General features: G+C 75.4%; 18 protein-coding genes and 1 pseudogene. 7 read left to right on the top strand and 12 right to left on the bottom strand.

Annotated features, from left to right (window positions below; genetic code table 11):
- Window positions 1-5: 5 nt before the first annotated feature.
- The 3 genes from ACFXPX_RS01260 to ACFXPX_RS01250 are packed head-to-tail and all read right to left on the bottom strand — an operon-like array spanning window position 6 to window position 5,748.
- Window positions 6-4,244 (bottom strand): AMP-binding protein, encoded by a 4,239-nt coding sequence (locus ACFXPX_RS01260; protein WP_380639034.1) that lies wholly within the window; start codon window positions 4,242-4,244, stop codon window positions 6-8.
- On the bottom strand, window positions 4,241-4,927 hold the full coding sequence (locus tag ACFXPX_RS01255; RefSeq protein WP_380639032.1) for a DUF6309 family protein: 687 nt from the start codon (window positions 4,925-4,927) through the stop codon (window positions 4,241-4,243). The genes ACFXPX_RS01260 and ACFXPX_RS01255 overlap by 4 nt, the downstream gene beginning before the upstream one ends.
- A gap of 20 nt (window positions 4,928-4,947) precedes the next feature.
- Entirely contained in the window at window positions 4,948-5,748 is an 801-nt protein-coding gene (locus ACFXPX_RS01250) for a phytanoyl-CoA dioxygenase family protein (RefSeq protein ID WP_380639029.1), read from the bottom strand.
- 453 nt (window positions 5,749-6,201) lie between these two features.
- Here ACFXPX_RS01250 and ACFXPX_RS01245 point away from each other — a divergent pair, with 453 nt between their 5' ends.
- The 3 genes from ACFXPX_RS01245 to ACFXPX_RS01235 all read left to right on the top strand — a co-directional run bounded on the left by ACFXPX_RS01245 (window position 6,202) and on the right by ACFXPX_RS01235 (window position 7,925).
- Complete coding sequence (locus ACFXPX_RS01245; protein ID WP_380639026.1) at window positions 6,202-6,873, top strand: TetR/AcrR family transcriptional regulator; 672 nt, start codon at window positions 6,202-6,204, stop codon at window positions 6,871-6,873.
- Between the two features lie 108 nt (window positions 6,874-6,981).
- Entirely contained in the window at window positions 6,982-7,176 is a 195-nt protein-coding gene (locus ACFXPX_RS01240; protein ID WP_375886149.1) for a DUF1918 domain-containing protein, read from the top strand.
- Between the two features lie 77 nt (window positions 7,177-7,253).
- Window positions 7,254-7,925: a DedA family protein gene (locus tag ACFXPX_RS01235; protein ID WP_380639022.1), complete on the top strand. Its 672-nt coding sequence runs from the start codon at window positions 7,254-7,256 to the stop codon at window positions 7,923-7,925.
- On the opposite strand, the gene ACFXPX_RS01230 is transcribed toward ACFXPX_RS01235, so the two are convergent.
- From ACFXPX_RS01230 to ACFXPX_RS01205, 6 genes are all read right to left on the bottom strand, one after another.
- Complete coding sequence (locus ACFXPX_RS01230) at window positions 7,922-8,662, bottom strand: PIG-L deacetylase family protein (protein WP_380396101.1); 741 nt, start codon at window positions 8,660-8,662, stop codon at window positions 7,922-7,924. The genes ACFXPX_RS01235 and ACFXPX_RS01230 overlap by 4 nt on opposite strands.
- Before the next feature lie 252 nt (window positions 8,663-8,914).
- The gene (locus ACFXPX_RS01225; RefSeq protein WP_380639019.1) at window positions 8,915-10,168 is read right to left on the bottom strand and encodes an MFS transporter; all 1,254 of its coding nucleotides are present in this window, start codon (window positions 10,166-10,168) and stop codon (window positions 8,915-8,917) included.
- A complete protein-coding gene (locus ACFXPX_RS01220; RefSeq protein ID WP_380639016.1) occupies window positions 10,168-10,728 on the bottom strand; it encodes a GNAT family N-acetyltransferase in 561 nt (186 codons plus the stop codon). The genes ACFXPX_RS01225 and ACFXPX_RS01220 overlap by 1 nt, the downstream gene beginning before the upstream one ends.
- Window positions 10,725-11,945 carry a type III PLP-dependent enzyme gene (locus tag ACFXPX_RS01215; RefSeq protein WP_380639133.1) on the bottom strand — a complete coding sequence of 407 codons (1,221 nt, stop codon included), beginning with the start codon at window positions 11,943-11,945 and terminating at the stop codon, window positions 10,725-10,727. The genes ACFXPX_RS01220 and ACFXPX_RS01215 overlap by 4 nt, the downstream gene beginning before the upstream one ends.
- 366 nt (window positions 11,946-12,311) lie before the next feature.
- Window positions 12,312-13,664 carry a DUF6271 family protein gene (locus ACFXPX_RS01210; RefSeq protein ID WP_380639013.1) on the bottom strand — a complete coding sequence of 451 codons (1,353 nt, stop codon included), beginning with the start codon at window positions 13,662-13,664 and terminating at the stop codon, window positions 12,312-12,314.
- Window positions 13,646-14,737, bottom strand: a complete 1,092-nt coding sequence (locus tag ACFXPX_RS01205) for a phytanoyl-CoA dioxygenase family protein (RefSeq protein WP_375886136.1) — start codon at window positions 14,735-14,737, stop codon at window positions 13,646-13,648. Before ACFXPX_RS01205 ends, ACFXPX_RS01210 begins: the two co-directional genes overlap by 19 nt.
- Before the next feature lie 524 nt (window positions 14,738-15,261).
- Here ACFXPX_RS01205 and ACFXPX_RS01200 point away from each other — a divergent pair.
- Window positions 15,262-17,196: pseudogene (locus tag ACFXPX_RS01200) on the top strand (FUSC family protein); the annotation flags it as partial.
- Window positions 17,197-17,232: 36 nt separating this feature from the next.
- Here ACFXPX_RS01200 and ACFXPX_RS01195 read toward each other — a convergent pair.
- Window positions 17,233-18,636: an amidase gene (locus tag ACFXPX_RS01195; RefSeq protein ID WP_380639010.1), complete on the bottom strand. Its 1,404-nt coding sequence runs from the start codon at window positions 18,634-18,636 to the stop codon at window positions 17,233-17,235.
- A gap of 366 nt (window positions 18,637-19,002) precedes the next feature.
- On the opposite strand from ACFXPX_RS01195, the gene ACFXPX_RS01190 reads away from it, so the two are divergent.
- The gene (locus ACFXPX_RS01190; RefSeq protein ID WP_380639007.1) at window positions 19,003-20,352 is read left to right on the top strand and encodes a cytochrome P450; all 1,350 of its coding nucleotides are present in this window, start codon (window positions 19,003-19,005) and stop codon (window positions 20,350-20,352) included.
- Window positions 20,353-20,455: 103 nt separating this feature from the next.
- On the top strand, window positions 20,456-21,175 hold the full coding sequence (locus tag ACFXPX_RS01185; protein WP_380524751.1) for a rhomboid-like protein: 720 nt from the start codon (window positions 20,456-20,458) through the stop codon (window positions 21,173-21,175).
- A gap of 89 nt (window positions 21,176-21,264) precedes the next feature.
- Here the strand turns inward: ACFXPX_RS01185 and ACFXPX_RS01180 are convergent, their stop codons facing one another.
- The gene (locus tag ACFXPX_RS01180; RefSeq protein WP_380524752.1) at window positions 21,265-21,846 is read right to left on the bottom strand and encodes a DUF421 domain-containing protein; all 582 of its coding nucleotides are present in this window, start codon (window positions 21,844-21,846) and stop codon (window positions 21,265-21,267) included.
- Between the two features lie 73 nt (window positions 21,847-21,919).
- The gene (locus tag ACFXPX_RS01175) at window positions 21,920-22,729 is read right to left on the bottom strand and encodes a LysR family substrate-binding domain-containing protein (protein ID WP_375886125.1); all 810 of its coding nucleotides are present in this window, start codon (window positions 22,727-22,729) and stop codon (window positions 21,920-21,922) included.
- 57 nt (window positions 22,730-22,786) lie between these two features.
- Here ACFXPX_RS01175 and ACFXPX_RS01170 point away from each other — a divergent pair, with 57 nt between their 5' ends.
- Window positions 22,787-23,206: a DUF5997 family protein gene (locus ACFXPX_RS01170; RefSeq protein ID WP_375886123.1), complete on the top strand. Its 420-nt coding sequence runs from the start codon at window positions 22,787-22,789 to the stop codon at window positions 23,204-23,206.
- The last annotated feature ends 235 nt before the right edge of the window (window positions 23,207-23,441 follow it).

Raw genomic sequence — 23,441 nt, 5'->3', positions numbered from 1 at the left:
ACGGTTCAGCGGGGTGGCGGCAGGTGGCCGGCCTCGGCGGCCCAGGTCTGCGCGGCCTCCCACCACTGCGCCGTCGGCGCGGCGAAGCGGACGCCCAGCCGGTCCAGCACGGCGGTGGTGTACCCGCAGTCCACCCGGACGTTGCGCTCCTCCTGCTGGGCCCAGGCGGCGGCCAGCCGGGCGGCCGTCGGGTGCCGCCGCTCGGCCCGGGCGATGGCGGCCGCGAAGCCCGCCTCGTCGGTGAGCCGGACGGGCCGGCCGTGCGCGGCGAGCCAGCCCACCAGTTCGTCGTGCGGCGTCCGGTGCGGGTTCTCGACGTGGTACGCGCCGGGCGCCGCGTACGGGTCGAGGGCGATCGCGGCGATCCCGGCGGCCACCGTGTCCACGTACGAGAACGCGAAGGCCGTGTCCGGGCGGCGGGGGGCGGCGCCGGCCAGCAGGTAGCCGCGCACCAGCTGGTAGACCCGGTTGTCGCCGGAGTTGGCCTGGAAGGCGCCGGTCAGGCTGTGCGCGGCGATGTGGCCGCTGCGGTACAGGTAGGCGGGGTGCCCGCCGGCCGCCCAGGCCCGGACGGCCTGCTCGGCCCGGTACTTGCTGCGCTCGTACGGGGTGCGGAACCGCTGACCGATCCACAGGTCCGCCTCGCCGAACCGGCGCGGGGGGCCGTCCACGCCGCCGGACACGGTCAGCGTGGAGACGTGGTGGAGCCGGGCCCGCGGGGTGTGCTCGCCGACCCAGCCGAGCAGTCGGCGCACCGCCGCGTGGTTGGCCCGCTCCAGTTCCTCGGGCGCCGCGACCAGCCGGACGTCCGCCGCCGCGTGCACCACGATCCGGGCCTCCCGGGCCCGTTCCAGCCCGGCCGGGGACAGGCCCAGACCGTCCCGTTCGAGGTCCCCGGCGACGACGTGGGCGGCCGTCCCACCGGCCCGCCCGCCGGCCAGCCCACCGGACAGCCGCCGGACCGCCGCGGCGTCGTCAGCGGCCCGCACCAGGCAGGTGACCACGGCGCCGCGCCGCCCGAAGGCCTCCAGCAGGTGCCGCCCGAGGTAGCCGGTGGCGCCGGTGAGCAGCACCCGGGCGGGTTCCCGGACGACGGCCCGGGCGGTGGGTGCCACCCCGCTGTGCAGCAGCTGCCCGGAGGTGGACAGCGGCGAGCGGACGGGCTCGTCGGCGGTCGGCCCGCCGAGCACCGCGGCGAAGCGGTCGAGGACCCGCCGGGCGGCCGGGTGCCCCACCGCCGGCCATCCGTACACCAGGTCGGCGACCAGGCGCCGCTCCACCACCCGGGCGGTGAGCCGCAGCCGGTACAGCGGGTCGCCGCCGGTGCAGCGGGCCGTACCGGCCTGTTCGTCGGCGACGGTCCAGTCCAGCGCGGGTTCCTCGGGCAGCCGGAAGGTGCCGAGGAAGTTGAACCCGAGGTCCGGCCGCGCACCGGGGGCGTCCATCGGCCGGACGGGCGCCTCGCTCAGCCGGCGGGCCGTCTCCGCCGGTCCGGCGCCGCTCGCAGGGTCCAGCTCGACGTGCTTGACGGCGGTGAACCAGCCGACGGTGTCCAGGAATTCGCCCGGGTCGCCGACCGCGTCCCGGCCGTGGGTCTCGACCTCCACGGCGAGCCGGGGCCCGCGGCCGTCCGTGCCGAGGGCGGCTTCGGCCCGCACGACGGCCTCGGCGAAGGCGTCCAGCAGGACGGCCTCCAGCCCGGCGCCACCGCCGTGCCGGGCGACCAGCCGGGCGGTGGCGTCGGCGTCCAACGCCCAGCTGAGCGCGGCCGGTCGCCCGGGCGGACCGGGGGCGGCGGCGGGGGCGGGGGCAGCGGGCGCGGCGGGCGCGGCTGCGGCCGCCCACCGGTAGAAGTCGGCCGTCGGCGGCAGTCCGACCGGCTCACCGTCCAGCACCGCCCGGTAGGCCCGGGCGAGGTCGTCCAGCAGGATCCGCCAGGACAGCCCGTCGACCACCAGGTGGTGGGCGATCAGCGCGAGCCGCTGGTCGGTGCCGGGCGGGCCGGTGAACAGGTGGGCGCGCAGCAGCCGGCCGGCCAAGGGGTCCAGGCTGCGGTGGAGTTCGGTGCAGACCCCGGCGACGGTGTCGGCGATCGCCCGCGCGGCGCCCGGGATGCGGGAGTGGGAGAGCGGGTCGAGGTCCGCGACGGCGAGCGGTTCGCCGGGGCCGTCCGGGCCGACGGGTCGGCGCAGCGCCGGGTGGCCTTCCAGGACGGCCGCGAGTGCCGCCGAGAGCGCGGCCGGGTCGACGTCGGCGCGGCAGCGCAGCAGTACCGACTGGTTCCAGTGCCGCAGGTCGTCGACCGCCCGCTGCCGGTACAACCAGCGCTGGGCGGGCGCGAGTTGACCGCTGCCCGGGTGCTGCGGCGCCGGTGCGGGGACGCCCACGGGCACGGCCGCCGACGCCAGCCCGGCCGCCGTCGGGTACCGGTAGAAGTCCTCGTGGGTGACCCGCAGCCCGGAGCGGCGCAGCAGGGCGATGGTGCGCATGGCGAGGATGGAGTCCCCGCCGAGGTCGATCACGTCCGTCCGCGGTCCGATCCGGGGCAGGCCGAGCGCGCCGGCCCAGAACCGGGCGATCTCCCCGGCCGGGCCGTCCCTGTCCCCGGCCGCATCCGTCACAACCGTCGCAGCCGTCGCAGCCGCCGTACCGTCCGAACCCGCCGGGCCCTCCGTACCGGTCGGCTCGGCGCGGGCCTCGACCAGTCGGTCCACCAGCTCGGCCAACCGGGCCCGGTCCAGCTTGCCGTTCGGCCCGAACGGGAAGTCGGGCAGCACCAGGAGCGGCTGCGGCACGGAGTAGCCGGGCAGCCGGTCGCGCAGCCGGTCGACCAGTCCCGACAGGTCGACGGCGGGATCCAGCAGCCTTACCACGCCGATCAGTTGGCTCCCGGGGGAGGTATCCCGCAGCAGCGCCGCCGAGCCCGCCACGCCCGGGTACCCGTCCATCGCCCGCTCGACCTCGGCGAGGTCGACCCGGTACCCGCGGACCTTGACCTGCCGGTCCACCCGGCCGAGGAACACCAGGTCGCCGTCGACCCGTCGGCGGCACAGGTCGCCGGTCCGGTAGGTCCGTCGGCCGTCCCGCCGGAGGAAGCCCCGGGCGGTCTCCTCGGGCCGCCCGAAGTACCCGGCGCTGACGCCCCGCCCGCCGATCAGCAGTTCCCCCACCGTGCCGTCGGCCACCGGCCGCCCGGCGCCGTCCACCACGGTGAGCAGCACCTCGCCGATGCCGCTGCCGATCGGCACGGTCGCTTCCCCGTCCGGGAGTTGGCGGGCGCTGGTGGCCAGGAAGCAGGTCGCGCCGACGGTCGTCTCGGTCGGTCCGTAGTGGTTGACCAGCCGTTCGGTGACGCCGTCGTCGAGCAGGGCGGCCGCGAGCGGGCGGGGCAGCGCCTCGCCGCCGAGCAGCAGGGTGCGCAGCGGCGGGGTGCCCGCCGGGCGGCCCTCCAGCAGCGCGGCCAGGTGGGAGGGGGTGGTCTTCAGGGTGTCGACCCCGGCGCGGCGCAGCGTGGTCCAGAACGCCGTGGGGTCGCGCACCTCCCGGTCGGGGACCACGTGCACCGAGCCGCCGGTGGCCAGGGCGAGCAGCCAGGCGGTGTGGCCGAGGTCGGCGGCGAGGGTGGTGACGTGGGCGAGCCGGGGGGCGTCGGCCTCGGTGAGCCCGAGCCGGTCGGCCAGGGCGTGGGCGTAGTGGACGGCGTTGGCGTGGGTGACGGTCACGGCCTTGGGCTCGCCGCCGGATCCGGAGGTGAAGGACAGGTACGCCGGGTCCTCCCCGCCGGGCCCGCCGCCCTCCTCGGCGGGCCCGCCCGCCGGCCCGTCCTCCGGCCCGCCCGCCAGCACGTCGACGACCTCGACGCCCGGGCCGGCGGCCCCGCCCTCGGTCGCGAGCACCCGCCCCACCCCGACGGCGGCCAGCCTCCGGGCCAGGTCGGCGGCCGTCCAGTCCGGGTCGGTCAGCACGGCGGCCGCGCCGGAGCGCAGCACCCCGTGCAGCAGCACCAGCATCCGGGCGTCCCGGGGGCCGAGCAGGGCGACCCGGTCGCCGCGCCCGGTGCCGCCGGCGGCCAGCCGGGCGGCGATCCGCGCGGCGGCGGCGTCCAGGGTGCGGTGGTCGACGGTGCGGCGGCCGTCGCTGACGGCGGGCCGGTCGGGGTGGGTGCGGGCGCGCTCGGACAGCAGGGCGGTGAGCGAGCCGGTGTCGGGCGCGGTGGCCCGGAGGTGCTGGGTCGCGGAGGTCACGCCGGCTCGTCCCCCGTCCGGACCACGCGGGCTGTACGGGCCGTACGCGCCGGGTCGGCCGCACGCACCGGACCGGCCGGGTCGGCCGTACGGGCCGTACTGGCCGCACCGGCCGCGCGGTGCGAACGGACCGTACGGCCCGGCCCGGGCGGGTCGAGGCCGGCCGGGTCCCCCGCCAGGTACCCGTCCAGCACGGTGCCGTCGCGCAGGCGTCCGGCCAGTTCCCAGGCCAGCATGCGGTGCAGGCCGTCGACGTGGATCAGCCCGCGCCGGACCGCCAGCCGCTCGTAGTCGGGGTGGTCGACCGGCGCGGTGGCGAGGTAGAGCGCGGTGAACGGTGCCCGGCCGAGCAGCCGGAGCTTCCCCGAGCAGACCGGGTTGGCCGCCGCCCAGTCGGCGCCGCCGGAGCGGACGCGTTCGACCGCGCGGGCGACGGTCAGCCCGGTGCGCGGGACGAGTTCGCGCTCGCCGCCCTCGCTGAGGTGCCAGGGCAGGACCACGCCGAGCACGTCGGCCCGGGTCAGCCGGACCCGCCACCAGCCGCCGGGGACCTCCTCGTCGGCGCGTTCCAGGTTCTCCTCGCCGTACAGGTTGGTGTTGCCCTCGTGGGCGCGTTCCACCGGATGGTCCCGCAGGTAGGCCCGGTGGACCTCGGAGTAGGCGACGGCGCTGACGATCTCCACGGCGGTGCTCCTCAGGAGGTTCAGACGGTTCCGGTGTACTCGGTGAAGTGGTGTTCCGCGAACAGGTCGGGCCACTGGCCGTCGGCCAGGTCGAGTTCGCGGGCCCGGGCGAGCATCTGCCGCCAGTGCGGCTTCACCGGGCGCCAGCGCGCTCCGACCTGGCAGTAGGAGGCGTCGATGAAGTAGCGCGGCCGGCCCGGTCCGCCGCCGGGCGCCGGTCTGCGGGTGTGGAAGAGGGCCGAGTTGAGCAGCACGGTGGTGCCGGGCGGCAGCCGGTCGAGGACCACCTCGCCGGGCAGCTCGCCGGTGCCGTGGTGGGCGTAGGCGCCCTTGTCCGCGGTGCGGCGGTGCGAGCCGGGCAGCACGGCCAGACTGCCGACCCGCTCGTCCAGCCCGGTGAGGTAGTGCAGCGCGTGGACCATCAGCAGCGACGGGTCGGAGCCGTCGTTGGGCTCGCAGTCGTGGTGCCACGGCTTGCCGGGGAGGTCGGGGGCCTGGCGGTCGCTGTGCAGGTGGTGGAAGACGAAGGACCGGCCGATCAGTCCGGTCAGCGCCCGCAGCAGCGGCGGGTGGGTGAGCAGTTCGCCGTGCGCGGGGAGCTCCAGCTCCAGCACCGGGGGCGGCCCGTTGCGGCGCGGGTCGGTGCAGGCGGCGATCGAGCGGGCCCGCAGGCCCTCGTCCACCCAGCGGTCCACCTCGGGGGCGAGGCGTTCGCGCAGCGCTTCCGGGAGCAGCCCGGGCAGGACCAGGTACCCGGACTCCAGGAACTGACGGCGGTGCTCGGCGTCGAGGGCCTCACGCCCGGTGGAGAAGACTGTCACCGTACCGACCCCCTCCTTCCGTTCGACGGGACGCACAGCAGGACTCGGCACGGCGGGACTCGGCACGGCCGGGCGGGGCGCAACGGGCCGGGGTACGGCGGGACGTGGTTCGGGCATGGAGGCACACGGGTCCGTCCTGACTTCGGGTGGCGGCGGTGTCGCCCGTCGTCGCCACAGACAGCTGGATGCGCGTTTCGCAATCGCGACCGGGTCCACCGAACGGGCCCACGGTCGCCACGAAGAGCCAAGCGTCGATCACGCAAGGTGATCCGCCCCAGGAGTATGAACCGGCCTTCGCGTCCACGACAAGACCAAAGCCAACCCGTGGTTACCTTCCCGCCACCGTGCCGTTCAGCTCCGGCCACCAGTCGATTCGCACCCCAACGGAAACTCCGGCACTCCCCCGCCCCGATGATTCGCCGTCGGAACAGCGGATGCGGCAGAGTTGGCGGCATGAGCGTTGACGCCCGGAGTCTCCAGCACAGCCCCGGACCGGCCAGGCGGCGGCCGGTCCAGCAGCGCAGCCAGGAGCGGTACGGCCGCATCCTGGACGCCTGCGCCCGGCTGCTGGACGAGGTCGGCGCGACCGCCCTGACCACCAAGGAGGTCGCCCAGCGCGCCCAGGTACCGATCGGCACCCTGTACCAGTTCTTCGCCGGCAAGGAGGACCTGCTGGCCGCCCTCGCCACCCGCAACCTCGACCACTACCTCCAGCGCCTGGACGACCGGCTGGCCGGCTCCGCCCCGGTCGGCCCGGCCGGGTTCACCGACCTCGCGGTGGAGGAGTTCGTCGCGATGAAGCGCGCGGTGCCCGGCTTCGGCCAGGTCGACTTCGGGCTCGCCGGTACGGCCGTGCCCTCCGGGGTGCGGAACGACAAGCACCTGCTGGACTCCGGCATGGACAACAACACCGCCGTCGCCCTGCGGCTCCAGGCGCTCGGCGGCGAACTGTTCGAGGCCGGCGACCCGGCGGCCACCACGCTCGCCCTGCGGGTCGCCCTGGAGGCGGCCGACGCGGTGCTCAAGCTGGCCTTCCGGGGGGACCCGCACGGGGATCCGACGCTGATCGCCGAGTGCAAGCGGCTGGTGCGCGGCTACCTCGCGCAACAACTGCCCGCCCACTGACCCCCGTCCCTCCGGCCCGCCTCCGCCCCGGCCGCCCGAGCCGTTGCGAGGCCGTCCCCGGCGCAGCACAGTGGATAGCGCAACGGCCGCACGACCCGAGGAGCAGTCATGCACGCAACGGTTGGTGACCACATCCACATGTTCAGCCGGTCGATCGGCATGACGGACCGGAAGGGCGAGATCGTCGAGGTGCGCGGCGCCGACGGGGAGCCGCCGTACGTGGTCCGCTTCGAGGACGGCCACCAGGGCCTGGTCTACCCGGGACCGGACTGCCTGGTCGAACCGCGCCTGGCGGAACACTGACCCACTCCCCCACGACCCCGCTGCCCGGAGCGCTCGCCGGGCTCGCGCCACTGCTGGACCACTACGGGTACCTGGCGGTGGCGCTGCTCGTGCTGCTGGACAACTGCGGCGTCCCGGTGCCCGGGCAGACCGTTCTGGTGCTCGCCGCGGTGTACGCGGGCACCGGGCACCTGGACCTCGCCGCCGTCCTGCTGATCGGGGCGGCCGCCGCCACCCTCGGCAACATGCTCGGCTACCTGATCGGCCACACCGGCGGGCGCGCCTTCGTCCACCGCTGGGGCCGCTACGTGCTGCTCACCCCGGCCCGGATGGAACGCGCCGACGGCTTCTTCGCCCGGCAGGGCGGCAAGGTCGTCACGGTCGCCCGCTTCGTGGACGGGCTGCGCCAGTACAACGGCATCATCGCCGGGACCACCGAGATGCCCTGGCGCCGCTTCGCCGTCTTCAATCTGCTGGGCGCGGTGCTGTGGACGGCCGTCTGGGGCACCTTCGGGTACGTCGCCGGGGCCAACATCGGTGCGGTCTACCGGACGGCGCTCCGCTACCAGCTCTGGTTTGCGATCGGACTCGGCGTCCTGGTCGCGGCGTTCCTGCTGCGGCAGGTGCTGCGCTACCGGCGCCGGCGCCGCGAGGACGCCGACGCCGGCAGGCCGTCCGACCGGCCCGAGGACCCCGACCGGCCCGAGGACCCCGACCGGCCCGAGGACCCCGACCGGCCCGAGGACTCCGACCGGCTCGAGGGCGGTTAGCCCAGCGGGAACACCTCGAACGGCACCGCGAAGCGCGTCCCCAGCCGGGTGCCCGCGCCCCGGCCGAAGCCCTCCAGGAACTCCCGGGCGTCCGCCATCGCCCCGCCCAGCCCGGCCAGGTACGCCTTGTGCTCCTCCAGCGAGGCGACGCCCAGGTCGAAGGTGTCGGTGGTGTCCACCGCGTGCCGGGCCTCGGGCGAGGCGGCCGCCCAGATCTGCCGGACGCCGTTCCAGGGCTGGTGGCCCTCGTCCAGCAGTTCGCGGAACACCCAGCGGTTGCCGGCGTCGCGCACGCCGTCCAGGGTGGCCCGGCCGACCGCGATGTGGTCGGCCTGGTTGAGGAACGTGCCGCCGTAGGTCTCCCGGAAGTTGCTGGTGATCACGATGTCCGGCCGGTGCCGGCGGACCACCCGGGCGATGTCGCGGCGCAGCGGCAGCCCGTACTCGACCACCCCGTCCGGGTGCCCGAGGAACTCGACGGTCTCCACCCCGACCACCCGCGCGGAGGCGCGCTGCTCGGCCTCGCGCAGCGGGCCGCACCGCTCCGGGTCCATCGAGTCGATCCCGGCCTCGCCGCTGGTGACCATCACGTAGACCACCTGCTTGCCCTGGGCGGTCCAGCGGGCGACGGCCGACGCGCCGCCGTACTCCATGTCGTCGGGGTGGGCGACGATCGCCACGGCGGTCCGCCAGTCCTCGTCGACGGGCTGGTAGGGCTCGGGCGCCTGCTCGGTCATGCTGCTCTTCCTTCACTCGCGGCTCGTACGGCTCTCGGTCACACCGTCGTACGGTCGTACCGCAGGCGACTCTAGAAGACCGCCCTCCCCACACCACGTCAGACACCCTTCCCTTGCCGGGACTTGACCCCGACCCCGCGCGTCATGGGTCGGCGTCCGGTCGGCCCGCGGCGGGAAAGGGCTCGCCCGGCACGCCGCAACGGGGGGTACGGGCGTGCCGGGCGAGGGCTGGGGGGGTGGACCGCCGGTCGGTCAGCCGGCCTCGGCGGCGAGCCGGGGTTCCGGCGCGGGCGCGGCGGGCTGCGGCCAGGTGATCCGGGTGGCGCAGAGCGAGACCACCGCGGCGGAGGCGGCGACGGCGGCCATGCCCCAGACCAGGCTGGTGCCCCCGGCGATGAAGCCGATCACGGCGGGGCCGGCCAGCAGGCCGGTGGTGCCCATCGCCGCCACCAGGGAGAGCGCGTCGGAGCCCTGGCGGGCGGCGGCGACGTAGACGCAGGGGGTGACGGCGGCGACGCCGAGGCCCACGCAGGCGAAGCCGAGCAGGGTCGGCACCACGCCGCCGGCCAGCAGGGCGAGGGCGAGGCCGAGGCCGGCCAGCAGGCTGCCGGTGCGGACGATCCGGCCGTCGCCGAAGCGGGTGCGCCAGCCGTCGGCGAAGATCCGGGCGCAGACCATCATCACCGAGACGACGGCGATGCCCAGCGGGGCGAGTCCGGCGCCGGCGTCCACCACGTCCTTGAGGTAGAGCGCCGACCAGTCGTTCATCGCGCCCTCGGTGACGGTGCCGAAGACCATCGCCAGGCCCATCCAGAGGGTGGCCGCGGCCGGCAGGGCGAAGCCGCGACGGGTCTTCCTCCCGGCCTGCTCCGCGGGGGCGGCGGCCCCGTCCGGGTTCCCGGCCCCGTCCGGGTTCCCGGCCCCGTCCGGACGTTCGGCCAGCAGGCCCGGCCGGGCGGCCAGCGCCAGCACCGCCAGCAGGGCGGCGGCCAGCCCGAAGTGGACGGCGAGGCTGCCGGTGAAGGCGTTGACGCCGGAGGCCAGCAGGGCGGCCAGCAGCGAGCCGGCGCTGAACGTGGCGTGCAGCCTGGACATCGTGGTGCGCTCGAAGCGGGCCTCCAGGGCGGCGCCCTGGGCGTTCATCGCCACGTTCAGGCAGCCGACGGCGACGCCGTCGAAGAACAGCACCAGCAGGGTGACCGGGTAGTTCGGCACCACCGACAGGGCGAGCAGGACCACGCCCAGGGCGAGCGCCGACAGCACCGAGAGCAGCCGGGAGCCGAACCGCCGCATCAGCACCGCCACCAGCGGGAACGACACCGCCGCGCCGATCCCGCAGGTCATCAGCAGCAGGCCGATCTGGGCCTCGCCCAGGTCGAGCCGCGCCTTGAGCGCGGGCACCCGGGACACCCAGGTCGCGTACTGGAAGCCGAGCGCGAAGAACAGTGCGCCGATGGCCAGTTGGGAGCGGCGGAACTCGTCGCGCGCGGGGGAGGTCATGTGCATCAGCCCACTTCGGCTCTGGGTGCGGATCCGGGGGTCGGGTCCGCGGGGTTCGGGGCGCGGTCCAGCGGCTTGGCCATGTAGACGGCCGCGGCGCCGTAGCTCGCGGGCAGCCCGATCTCCGGCCGGGCGCGGTAGCCCAGGCCGGTCCACAGCACCTCGGAGCCGCGCACGGCGACCAGCGAGAGGGTGCGGTGGCCGGCCGCCCGGCCGCACTCCTCCAGGTGCCGCAGCAGCCGCGGGGCCAGGCCCCGGCCGCGCGCCCGCTCGGCGATCACCAGGTCGTGGGCGTGCAGGTTGCTCTCCGTGGTCCGCACCACGGCGCCCGCGGACGCCAGGCTGAGGTCCGGGCAGCGGAACAGCGGGTACGGCAGGGCGAGCAGGTAGCCGGCGAAGCCGTCCGCGTCCTCCAGCACGAAGCAGGTCGACGGCGAGGCGCGGTGCCGGGAGCGCAGCGCCGCACCGCCCTCGGAGAGGCCGCTGGCGGCGTAGGCGCGCTCCTCGGCGGCGATCACGTCCGGCCAGTCCTCCTCGCGGAGCAGCCGGATCCGGGTGTCGCTCATCCGCGCCCCTCCTCGGGGTGGTCGCCGCCGACGCAGGTGTACGGCAGCGGCGGGAAGCCGTTGAAGCCGCGGGTGGCGTAGGCGGTGGCGTAGGCGCCGCAGGAGTGGATCCAGACCGGATCGCCGGAGACGAGCGCGTGCGGGACGCGCACCGCGCCGTCCTCCTGGGCGTACGCGTCGTCGCTGTCGCAGGTCGGGCCGGCCACCACGGCGTTGACGAACTGCCCGCCGGGGTGGGTGGGGAACTCCAGCCGGTACTGCAACTGGTCCATCTCGTACAGGCCGTTGAACTTCCCGCAGCTCAGGTAGAGCCAGTCCTCGCGGGTGCCGTCGAGCCGGTGGCGGGAGGAGAGCCGGGCGACGTGGGCGCGGATCGCGCCGTGGTCGGCGACCAGGTGGCGGCCGGGTTCCAGGACGAAGTCCAGCGGGGCGGCGTTGACGGCGCGCAGCCGGTCCATGCCCTCGCGGATCACCGTGAACATCTTGTCCAGCGGCGGTTCGAGCGGGCGGCCGCCCCGGTCGAGGACGCCGAGGGCGGGCAGTCCGCCGCCGAGGTTGATCCGGTCCGGGGTGATGCCGCGCCAGTTGAGCGCCTCCAGGACGGCGGCCAGCGAGTCGATCGCCGCGGTCCAGGCCTCGGCGGTCATCTGCTGGGAGCCGACGTGCACGGACAGCCCGGAGGGCACCAGCCCGGCCGTACGGGCGGCGCCGAGCACCCGCAGGGCGTCCTCGGGCGAGCAGCCGAACTTGTGGCTGAGGCCCCACAGGGCGCCCTCGCCGGTGGTCGCGATCCGGCAGAACACCCGTGACCCGGGGGCGTGTTCGGCGATCGCGGCGACGTCCTCCAGGCTGTCGGTGGCGAACTCGCGCACGCCCAGCCGGTAGGCCTCGGCGATGTTGCGGTCGGACTTGATGGTGTTGCCGTAGTGGATCAGCCCGGGGGCCACCCCGGTGCGCAGCGCCTGGGCGATCTCCTGCGGACTGGCGGCGTCGAAGCCGGAGCCGAGCCGGGCGAGGTGGCCGAGCACCTCGTCGACGGGGCAGGCCTTCATCGCGAACCGGACGGCGACGCCGGGCAGTTCGGTACCCAGGGCGGCGTACTGGCGGCCGATGCCGTCGAGGTCGTAGATGACGGTGTCCTCGGTGGCGGCGGCGAGCGCGGCCCGGAGGGCGGTGTGGTCGTGCTGGTCGGGCCGGGGCGCCCGGTCGGCGTGCACGGCGGCGGAGGCGGTCGGGGCGCGATGGTTGGCCCTCCCCCGGTCGGCCCGCTCGCGCGGTTCGGCGGCGTGCTGCGCCCCGGCGGCGTGACGCTGCTCGGGGATGTGGCGCGGCTCGGCCGAGCGCCGGGGCTCGGCGGAGCGGTGCGGTTCGGTGGAGCGATGCGGTTCGGCGGAACGGTGCGGCTCGGTGGCAGGGCGCGGTTCGGTGGTCTGAGATATCACGTGTGAACTCCCGGTGCGGCTGGGCCTGTCCGGCGGATCTGGTCGGACCAGACCGCGGCGTCTGAGTGCGTGCATCGCTAGGCGGAGGATGGAGTCCATGCGGAGCATCGGCGACTGACGACAACGCAGCGAGGTGCGTGCTCAGGCGTCGCGGGCCCGGCCGGATCCGCCGGACAGGCCCTGACCCTGCAGCCGGTCGGCGGGGGCGGTCCGGCTCGCTCGCACGAGCGGGCCCCACGCGTCGATCAGCAGGGCGAAGTCCTCGATGTCGGCCTGCGCCCGGTCGAGCAGTTGCGCCCGTCGGGGCGCCAGGTGGTCGGCGAACTCGGCGTACTTTCCGCCGAGTTGCCGGTAGCAGCGGTCGAGCTCGGCGAGCCGCCGGTGGTTCTCGGCGCGGTCGGTCGTGGCGCTGCGGCGGGCGGAGTCGGCGATCACCCCGGGGCGGACGTGGTGGTGCTCGTCCAGCAGGGCGTCGCCGGCCCGTTCCATCTCGGAGTAGACGGGGTGGAGGTAGAGCATGGAGAGCAGGAACTTGGCGTAGCGCTCCTGGTAGGCGGTGAAGCCGGAGTCGGTGCGTCGTTCCGGGGTGTAGTAGTTGACGATGTGCCGGTTGTGGGTCACCCCGGGCAGGGTGGCGTCGTGCACCAGGTGGTGCAGGAAGTAGTCGCTGCCGATGGTGTCGGTGGCGGGCGGCAGCGGGACGCGTTCGTAGACCTCGTGGTCGAGGGCGATGTTGCACATGTCGATCCGCCAGATGTCGGGCCGGCCGAGCACGGCGCGGTCGACGGTGAACGGGTCGGTTCCGGCGCCGGTGAAGGAGTCGGCGACGAGTTCGCGCCGCTCCTGCTCGGTGGCTCCGGTGGGCGCCCAGAGCGCGACCAGGTCGTGGTAGACGTCCGGGTCGAGGGCGCGGATCTCGCCGAGGTCGACGGAGAGTTCGCCGATGAAGGAGGCGCCGACCAGGGCGACGGGCTTGTCGGCGTCGGCCGGGTCGAGGGTGTGCTCGGTGACGGCGGCGGCCGCGTCGGCGGCCTTGAGGCCGATGGTGGCGAGTTCGTGGTCGATCGGGAAGACGGGGGCGCCGTCGTGCCACTGGTAGCGGCTGTCGGAGTCGCGGCGGTGCACGGAGGCGCAGCCGAGGGCGGCGGCCAGCAGGAAGGCCCGGTTGGTGCAGGCGCCGTAGGAGACGGCGTCGGGCAGCATCAGGTCGAGCAGCCGGTCCGGGTCGGGGTGGGCGGTGCGCTCGATCACCTCGCGCAGGAAGGCGCGTTGGGCGTCCTCGTCGAGGTGGTGGGTGACCACGCCTTCGGTGGGCGGCAGTGCGGCGACGGCGGCGGCGTGCCGGGCGCGGTCCGCCGGGTCGGCGGAGTCGAGCACCAGGAGGTGCACCCGGACGCCGAAGGTCCGGGCGGCGTGGGCGGCTTCGGCGCCGACGGTGGTGATGGTGTCCGCGCAGGCGCGGTTGGTGGGCAGGGTCAGGCAGACGGCGTGCATTCCCGCTCCCCCGTGGGCTGCTCGGCGGCCGAGTCCTCGAAGGTCCGGCCGGTCCAGGACCGCAGGCCGAGCAACTTCTCCCCCAGTTCGGTGAGTTCGGCCGGTCCGTAGCGCAGGGCCTCGGGCCGCTCGGCGTCCCCGACCAGGGTGCGGTTCCAGTCCGGGGTGGCGAGGGTGCGCCAGGACTCGACCCGGGAGCGGCGCAGCGGCTCGGCCTCCTCCAGGGCGGGCATCATGGACAGGTACTGCACCGAGCGCACGCCGTTCGCGGAGGTGTTGGGGGCGACGCCGTGGGCGAGCAGGCCGTTCCAGATCAGCAGGTCGCCGGCCTTCAACTCGGGCCGGACGACCGGGAACTCGGCACGGTCGATGTCGGGGCGGATCGGGTCGCGGTCGGCGGGCTGGGCGGCCTGCCACTCGTTGTGGCGGCGGAACAGTTCCGGGTCGCACTGGAAGCCGCCGTGGTCGGGGGCGGTGTCGTTGAGCGCGATGATGCCCTGGACGCGCTGGGGCAGCATGGCGCGGGTGGTGTCGACGTCCCAGTGCAGTTCGATGTCGAAGCCCTTGTCGGTGGGTTCGATCAGGGCGCGGTCGCGGTTGCGGACGTTCGGCGGGTTGAGGTTGAGCCGGTCGAGGGTGACCCAGAGCTCCTCGCAGTCCCAGACGTCCACGAAGGCGTCGTAGACGCGCTGCGACTGGCGGCTGTCCCAGATGAGTTGGTGGTGGTAGGCCTCGACGAAGCCGTAGATGTGCAGGTGCCGGTCGAGTTCGTCGCGGTGGTCGCGCTCGCGGTACCAGTCCTCGGGGCGGTCGGGCGACAGGCCCTGGAACTCCCAGGCGAAGTCGAGCAGTCGCTGCGCGGCCGCGGCCGGGATCGCCTGCCGGACCACGACGTGGCCGTAGGTCTGCCAGTGCGCGAAGTCCTCCTCGGAGAGCACCCGCAGCGGGTGCTTCTTGCGCAGTTCGCGCAGGGCGTCGGAGGCGAGGTAGCTCTCGGTGTCGGCACTGAAGTAGGGGCGCGCGGAGGCGGCCCGGTACAGATATTCCTCGGGGTGTTCGTCAGGGCTCGGCATGGGCGGTCACTCCGTGGTTCGTGGTCGATGCAGCGCGTTCCCGGGCGCCCGGTGCGGGCGCGGCGAGCCGGTGGCCGGTCGTCGGCCGGAAGGGGAATTCGGTGCGCGGACCGGTTCCCCGTCCGCATGCGCTCCTTCTCGCCTCGGCCCCCGAGCGGCGCACAACGCCACGTCAGGGGGGCCAACTCACCCGTCCGGCAAGGGCACTCACCCCACATCAGCCTGCGCCGGACCGCGCTTCCCCATACGTTGGACTAGACCAACTAATGGTGTCAACCCTTTCCCGCAGGTTACCGATTGGGAATCAGCGCAGTTCACGGCGGTTCTGGAGGTTCGCTTTATGTTTCGGAGACTGACATAAGGCCGGGTATGTTTCGAGAATTGACATAATCGCGCGGAGGTGAACCCCACGCGCCCCACATCCGTTGCGCACGTACGTTGGGTCTGTGGCACGCACCCGGCCGGCACCTCCCCGACGGACCCGTCCCCGACCGGCACGGCCCCGGCCGGCCCCGCCCGGCTGGCTGACCGCGAGCCTGCGGCCCCGGGCCGCGCCGGTCCCCTGGGCCGCGGCGGCCCGCGCCTCGGTGGCGCTCGCCGCCCCGCTCGCCGTCGGCACCGCCACCGGCCGGACCGGCTACGGCGCGCTGGTGTCGATGGGCGCGCTGTCCGGGGTGATCGGGGACACCGCCGACGCCTACCGGATGCGGGTGTTCAACATCGCCGTGCCGCAGCTGTTCGGCGCCCTCGGGGTGCTGGTCGGCACCCAGGTGTTCGGCACCGGCTGGACGGCCGTGGTGGTGCTGACGGTGGTCGCGCTGGTGTCCGGCATGATCTCCTCGATCGGCGCGGTCGCCTCCGTCTCCGGCCTGCTCCTGCTGCTGAACGCCGTGGTCGGGGCCGGCCTGCCGATGCCCTCCCCGTGGTGGCTGCCGCCCGCCCTGCTGCTACTCGGCGGCCTGCTGGTGCTCGCGCTGACCCTGCTCGCCTGGCCCTTCCGCGGCGGCACGCCCGAGCGCGCGACGGTGGCCGACACCTACCGGGCGGTCGCCGGACTGCTGGAGGCGGCCGGCTCACCCGGCTACGAGGACCGGCGCCGGGAGCTCACCCGGGCGCTCGACCACTCCTACGACCTGCTGCTGGCCCGCCGCGCCCGCCGGCACGGCCGCTCGCCCACCCTGGTGCGCCTGCTCGCCCAGCTCAACGCGCTGATCCCGGTGGTCGAGGGCGCGTCCGCGGCCCAGCTGCGCCCGCCCGCCGAGGGTCCGCTGCCGCCCGCCTACCCGGCGGCGGTGCGCGCGCTGGCCGCCGCCGTCGAGCGGGGCCCCGGCGGCCCGTCCCCGCCGCCCGGGCCGCCCGGAGTCCTCGGGCTGCCCGAACTGCCCGAGCCGCGCGGCCCGTCCACCCGGGCACTGGCCGAGGCCATCGGGCACGCCGCCACCGTCGTGCACGAGGCCGACCCCGACCCGTACGCCGCCGACGACCGGCTCGGCCGGCCCGCCGGACTGCGGGTACGGGCCCGCCGGACGGCCCGGGCACTGCTGCTCTCCGGCGCGTCCTGGCGGTACGGGCTGCGGCTGGCCCTGTGCATCGGGCTCGCCCAGGTGCTGGTGTCGGTGATCGCCGTGCCACGTTCGTACTGGGTCTCGCTGACGGTGACCTTCGTGCTGAAACCGGACTTCGGCTCGGTGTTCTCCCGCGCGGTGCTGCGCGCGCTCGGGACGGCCGCCGGGCTGCTGGTCGCCGTGCCGGTGCTCGCCGAGGTGCCGCACGGCTGGTGGGACGTCCCGGTGATGGCGGCGCTCGCCACGCTGATCCCGGTGCTGTCCGCGAAGGGGTACGCGTTCCAGACCGCCGCGATCACCCCGGTCATCCTGATGCTCTCCGACCTGCTCAACCACCAGGGCTTCCACCTGGTGCTGCCCCGGCTCTACGACTCGCTGATCGGCTGCGGCATCGCCCTGCTGGCCGGCTACCTGCTCTGGCCGGAGTCCTGGCACACCCGGATCGGCGACCGGCTGGCCGACGCCGTCCAGGACACCGCCTCGTACGTCTCGCTGGCCTTCACCACCGCGCCGGGCCACGACGAGCCGGCCCGGGCCCGCTACCGGCGCCGGCTCTACCGGGACCTCTCCGCGGTGCGCAGCGAGTTCCAGCGGGCGCTGACCGAGCCGCCGCCGGTCGGCGCCCGGGCGGAGGCCTGGTGGCCGCTGGTGATCGCGGTGGAGCGGATCGTGGACACCACCACCGCCACCCGGGTGCGGGTCGAGCACGGGGCCCCGGCGCCGACCCCGGCCGAGGTGGGCGCCGTCGCCCGGGAGCTGACCGACCTCGCCGGGGCGCTGCGCACCGGCGCGCCGCTGCCCCCGGGCGACCCGGACCCGCCGGCGCCGGACTGCGCGCTGGCCCGGCTGCACCACGAGGTGCACGCGGCCCGGGCGGTCGCGGCCTCCGGACCGGCCCGCCGCGGCGCGGCGGGCCGGGGCCCGCGCCGGTCAGTCCTGGATCCGCCGCCAGGGCCGGTCCGCCTCCAGCTCGTAGGCCAGCTCCAGCAGCAGCCGCTCCTGCCCGTGCGCGGCCGACAGGTGCACCCCGATCGGCAGGCCGCCCGGCGCCGCCCCGGCGGGCAGCGCGATGCCCGGGCCGCCGGTCACGTTGTTGACCGGGGTGAAGGCGACGTAGCGCAGCAGCCGGTCGACCAGCTCGTCGAAGGCCACGTTGGGGCTGAGGTGGCCGATCGGCGGGGCGGTGTGGGCGAGCACCGGGGAGAGGATCGCGTCGTGCTCGCGGAAGATCCCCGCGTACACGGCCTCGGCCCGGCGCAGTCGGCGCAGCACGCCCGGGGTGCGCCGGAACTCCGCCCGGAAGCCGTTGCGCAGCCCGGTGGTGAGCCCGTCCAGCTTCCCGGCCCGGAAGCTCGGGTCGAGCAGCACCCGGCCGGTGAGCGCGATCACCCAGGCGATGTAGCCCCAGTACGCCAGGAAGTCGCGGGAGAACTCCTCGCCGAAGGGCAGGGTGGTGGGCACCACCCGGTGCCCCATCGCCTCCAGTCGGGCGGCGGTCTCCTCGACCACCCGGCGGGTCGCCTCGTCGGTCTTGGCGGTGGGCGAGTCGACCACCAGCCCGATCCGCAGCCGGCGCCCGCCGGGGCCCTCGACCAGGCCGAGCGGGGGCAGCCGGGGGTTGCGGTGGTGGCGTTCGGCGGCGGCGAAGAAGGCGGCGGTGTCGCGCACCGTACGGGTCAGCACCCCGTCGGTGACCAGGTCGATCGGCAGTTTGCCGCCCTGGGCGTTGGTGACCAGCCGGCCGCGGGTGGGCTTGAGGCCGACCAGGCCGCAGCAGGCCGCCGGGATGCGGATCGAGCCGCCGCCGTCGTTGGCGTGGGCGATCGGCACCACTCCGGCGGCGACCAGCGCGGCCGCGCCGCCGGAGGAGGCGCCGGGCGAGTGGGAGGTCTTCCAGGGGTTGCGCACCGGCTGGGCGGTGGCGAACTCGGTGGAGGCGTTCAGGCCGAACTCGGGCAGCCGGGTCTTGCCGAGCACGGCCAGGCCGGTGGACAGCAGCTGGTCGGCGAAGGGCGCGTTGCGGCGGGCCGGGCGGGCGCGGAAGGCCTCGCTGCCCATGCCGGTCGGCAGGCCGCGCAGGTCGACGTTGTCCTTGAGGTAGGTCGGCACGCCCCAGAGCGGGCCGTCGATGCCCGCCCGGCTGATCCGGGGCCGGTCGTGGGCGGCGTGGGCAACGGGCAGCAGCGCGGCGTCGATCCGCCCGGCGCGGGCGACGGCGGCCGCGACCAGCTCCCGGGGGTGGGCCGCACCGGCCCGGACCAGGGCGGCCAGTGCCACGGCGTCGTGTGCGCCGAGGGCGTCGTCGGTGAACGCGTGGGCCCGCTCGTCGGCCATCCCAACTCCCTACCGGTAGTACCGAACTGACTGGCGGTACCAGCCGGTAGTACCAGCCGGTAATAGTGCGGAGCTCGCAGTGTAGGCGCGCGGCACCACGCGCGGAAACCCCCTGCGCCCGCCCCCGGAACCGCCGTCCGGGCCTCCGGCGCTCCCGCCCCGCCCCGAGCGCCGACCGGCCGTGCCAGGCTCCGCACCGGGCTCCGGTCCGGGTTCGGTGCCGGGGTGTCAAGGCCGCCCCGGCGCACGGGCGTTCGGCCTGCGCCCCCGCGTTCACCCCACCCGCCGTTCGCGGACCGTTTCACCGGCGGCCGCCGGGAAAGATCACCGACGCCCGACCGACCCGCCCTCCCCTAGGTGACGCCCGTGCCCACCCAGTACCACTCCACCGCCCGCTACACCTCGGCCACCGCCCCCGGCGCGCTCCCCCTGCTCGGCCACGCCCCCGCCCTGCTCCGCAACCCGCCCGACTTCGTGGCCGGCCTGGCCGCCCACGGCGACCTCGTCCGGATCCGGCTCGGCCCGCTCACCGCGTACGTCGTCTGCCACCCCGACCTGGTGCGCCGCCTGCTCACCGAGGACCGCACCTACGACAAGGGCGGCATCGTCGTCGAGAAGGCCCGCGAGGCCTTCGGCAACGGCCTCGCCACCTGCCCCGCCGCCGACCACCGGCGCCAGCGCCGGATGCTCCAGCCCGCGTTCCACCGCGACCGGCTGCCCGGCTACGCCGCCCTGATGGCCGAGGAGATCGCCGCCACCACCGGCGGCTGGCGCGACGGCGACGTGGTCGACGTGCCCGCCGCGATGTACCGCCTCTCCACCGCCGTCACCGCCCGCTGCCTGTTCGCCGCCCACGAACGGGCCGGCTCGCTGCCCGTCCACGCCGCCATGGACCAGGTCGCCCGCGGGGTCGCCCGGCGGATGGTGCTGCCGCTGCCCGGCGCCGACCGCGTCCCCACCCCCGGCAACCGCCGCTTCGCCCGCGCCCGGCGGGACCTCCGGGAGATCACCGACCGCCTGATCGCCGACTACCGCGCCGCCGGCACCGACCACCACGACCTGCTCTCGATGCTGCTCGGCGCCCGCGACGAGGACGGGCGGGGCCTGTCCGACGACGAGGTCCACGACCAGGTGGTCACCTTCCTGCTAGCCGGCATGGAGACCACCGCCGCCACCCTCTCCTGGGCCTGGACCCTGCTCGCCGCCAACCCCGCCGTCCGCGAGCGCCTGCACACCGAGCTCGACACCGTCCTCGACGGCCGCCCCGCCCGCCACCAGGACCTGCCCGCCCTGCCGCTCACCGCCCGGATCGTCAGCGAGACCCTGCGGCTCCACCCGCCGGCCTGGATCCTCAGCCGCACCACCACCACCGCCACCGAGCTCGGCGGCCACCCCCTCCCGGCCGGCGCCACCGTCCTGTACAGCCCGTACCTGCTGCACCGCCGGGCCGACCTCTTCCCCTGCCCCGACCGCTTCGACCCCGACCGCTGGCTCACCACCGCCCGCCCGGCCCCCGGCATCTACACCCCCTTCGGCCTCGGCGCCCGCCGCTGCATCGGCGAGGCCTTCGGCAGCACCGAGGCCGCCCTCGCGCTGGCCGGCATCGCCGCCCACTGGACCGTCACCCCCACCCCCGGCAGGCCCGTCCGCCCCCAGCGCAGCGCCTCGCTCTCCCCCCGCCCGTTCACCGCCACGCTCGCCCGCCGGATCCGCTGAGGGCCCCGCGAGCATCCGGCAGCGCGGTTCGGTACTGTCCCGAGGAGGCTGGCCGCATCCGGGCCGGCCGGGACCAGCCGCTCGACCGGGACACCATCAGAACATGAACGCTCGACCCCCGTTGGGGCTCCTCAGCACGCTGCTGCGCGCCGTCCGCACGTACCCGCGGCGCTCACCGCTGACCTTCGTCTACGTCGCGCTGCTGCTCCTCGGGCACGCCTGGGTCGAGTACGGGCTGACCGAGGAGCAGGCCGACGACCTCCGGGCCTACATCAGCACCAACCTGGACAACCTGCACGACCACCCCGTCCGCGCCCTGGCCGGCAGCGCCCTGCTGTACGACGGCACGCTCACCGACATCACCTCCACCGGCTTCGGCGGCACCCTGATCACCCTGGGCCTCGGCATCGTCGTCGGCCTGGCCTGGGCCGAACGCCGCTTCGGCACGCCCCGCGCCGCCGCCGTCTTCCTCGCCGGGCACGTCGGGGCGACCCTGGTCACCGCCCTGGTGATCCTCTTCGCCCTGCACCAGGGCTGGTACCCGGAGAGCGTCCGGGCGGCCTCCGACTACGGCATCAGCTACGGCGCCCAGGGCGCCCTCGCCTTCGCCACCCTCGCCCTGCCCCGCTGGGCCCGACTGCCCTGGGCCGCCTTCGTGCTCGCCTGGCCGCTCACCGGCGACGAGGAGTGGCCGGGCCCCCTGCCCGAGTTCACCACCGTCGGCCACCTCCTCGCCGCCGCGCTCGGCTTCGCCCTGGCCGCCGCCACCGCCCGCGGCCGACGCCGTGCCACCGCCCCGGCCGCCGCCCGCACCGGCGGCTGACCACCCCTGGGCGGGGCCGGGGGCGGCCGGGTCCGTCGGCCCGAAGCCTGCGGCCCGCAGGCGGCAGGCAGCAGGCAGCAGGCAGGCGGTCAGCGCGGCGGGCGGCGCTCCTCGGCGAGCGTGGTCAGCAGCCGCTCGATCGTCGCCAGCCGCTCCCGCAGCTCGTCGACGTCGCCCTTGGTCGCGCTCCGCTCGGCCTCCCGCAGGGTGACCAGCAGCTGCCCGTCCGGCTCCAGCCGGGCCCGCGCCACGTCGCTCACGTCGTCGCCGTTCTGGACCCGGATCGCGTGCTCCAGCTCGGACGGTCGCAGCGCCAGCTCGCGCAGCGCGCCGGGCACCAGCGCGCCGTCGCGGACCACCGTGGTGGGCGCCCCCTCCAGGAGCCGCGCGGCCCGCGGATCGCGGGCCAGCCAGCGGGTCACCCCGGCGTTCACCGCGATCAGGGTGACGGCGCCGATCGCGCCGCCCAGCAGGCTGTTGTCGTTGCCGATGATCGCGTTCTGCACCACGTTGGAGAGCAGGAACACGACCACCATGTCGAAGGTGTTCAGCCCCGCCAGCCCGCGCTTCCCGGCCAGCCGGAACAGCACCAGGATCAGCACGTAGACGGCGATCGTCCGGAGGACCTTCTCCACGATCGGAATCTGGACGACCACCAGGTCATGCCACACGGCCCCGCTCCTCCCACCAGGACGCTCCGGAACGGCCGTCCGGAACGGGGCCGACGCTACTCCCGCGCGGCGGTCAGGAGCGCCGCTTCGGCTTACCGCGCCGGGCCGCGGCCGGGCCGCCCCGGCCCTTCTGCGCGCCGGTCCGCTGGCCGCCCGCCTTCTGCGCACCCGTCTTCTGGCCGCCGGCCTTCTGCTGCTGCGGCTTCCGCGGCGCCGCCGCCTTCTTCGGCCGGCTCTCCGCCGGGGCGTCGGCCGGCTGTCCGGCCCCGCGGCCGCGCGAGCTGTTGACGGTGCGCCCCCGGACGATCCCGATGAACTCCTCCACCAGGTCCGTGGTCCGCTCCTGCGGCCAGGACAGCGCGACCTGCGACTGCGGCGCCTCCGGCACCGTCCGGTAGGTGAGGTCCCGCCGGTGGTGCAGCCGGGCCAGCGACTGGGGCACCAGCAGCACGCCGACGTTGGCCGCCACCAGCTCGACCGCGTCCGCCGTGGTGTCCGGGCGGGCGATCGCCGGGCGCCCGGGCAGGGTCCCGGCCGTGAAGCCGAGGGTGTCGTCCAGCGGGTGGAACACCACCTCGTCGGCGAGCTCGTCGAGGGCGACCTCCTCCGCGGCGGCCAGCCAGTGGTCCTTGGGGAAGACCACCACGGTGGTCTCCGTGTACAGCGGGATCGCGCTCAGCACGTCCTTGTCGACCGGCAGCCGGACCAGTCCGGCGTCCACCGCGCCCTCGCGCAGGATCCGCTCACCGTCGGTGGAGGGCACCGCGACGAGGTCGAGCCGGACGTCCGGAAGCCGTTCGATCCACACCCGGGCCCATTTGCCGGGGGTCACGCCCGGGACGTACGCGAGCCGGAAGGGCTGGTTCACCTGCATGTCTGTCACAGGGCAAGGCTACCGACCGTGACCGGAAGCGCCCGCGCACTCCCTTACCCTTGTTCCATGACATCGCTCAAGCAGAAGACCAGCCAGACCATGAAGCCGGCCACGGCGGCCAAGAAGCTGGGGATCTACCTCGCGGCCGCGCCGACCGACTTCCAGGAGGGCGTGGTCTCCCGCGAGGAGCTCAGCGCGCTGCAGGCCGAGCCGCCGCAGTGGCTCCAGGAGCTGCGCAAGAACGGCCCGCACCCGCGCCCGGTGATCGCCGGCAAGCTCGGCATCTCCATCGCGGGCCTGGCCCGCGGCGGCGTGACCGAGGCGCTGACCACCGCCGAGGTCGACGCCCTCAAGGCCGAGAACCCGCTGTGGCTCCAGCACGAGCGCGCCAACCAGGTGGACGTCCGCAAGGAGACCGCCCGGATCAAGGCGAAGCACGAGAAGGAGGCCGCCGAGAAGGCCGCCAAGGAGGCCCAGGGCAGCTGAGCCCCTCCGGGGGCCGGCCACCGGACCCCCTCGCTCCACCGGTGCCGGCGTTCGTCCAGGGAGGACGGACGCCGGCACCGTCATGCCCGGTGTCCGGCACCTGGCGCCCTGTGCCCGCTGCCCGCCCGGTACCTGCGGGCCTGCCGAAGACGCCGTCCCCGGTGGGCGCGTTCGCCGTCGGCGGCCCGAACTGCTCTCCCCCCGGTGCGTATTGACCGCGCCGTGGCCGACTCCG

The organism is Kitasatospora sp. NPDC059146 (assembly GCF_042786665.1).
Lineage (GTDB): Bacteria > Actinomycetota > Actinomycetes > Streptomycetales > Streptomycetaceae > Kitasatospora.
Note: the sequence above shows the minus strand (reverse complement) of the source record. Positions and strands in the feature narration are given on the sequence as shown.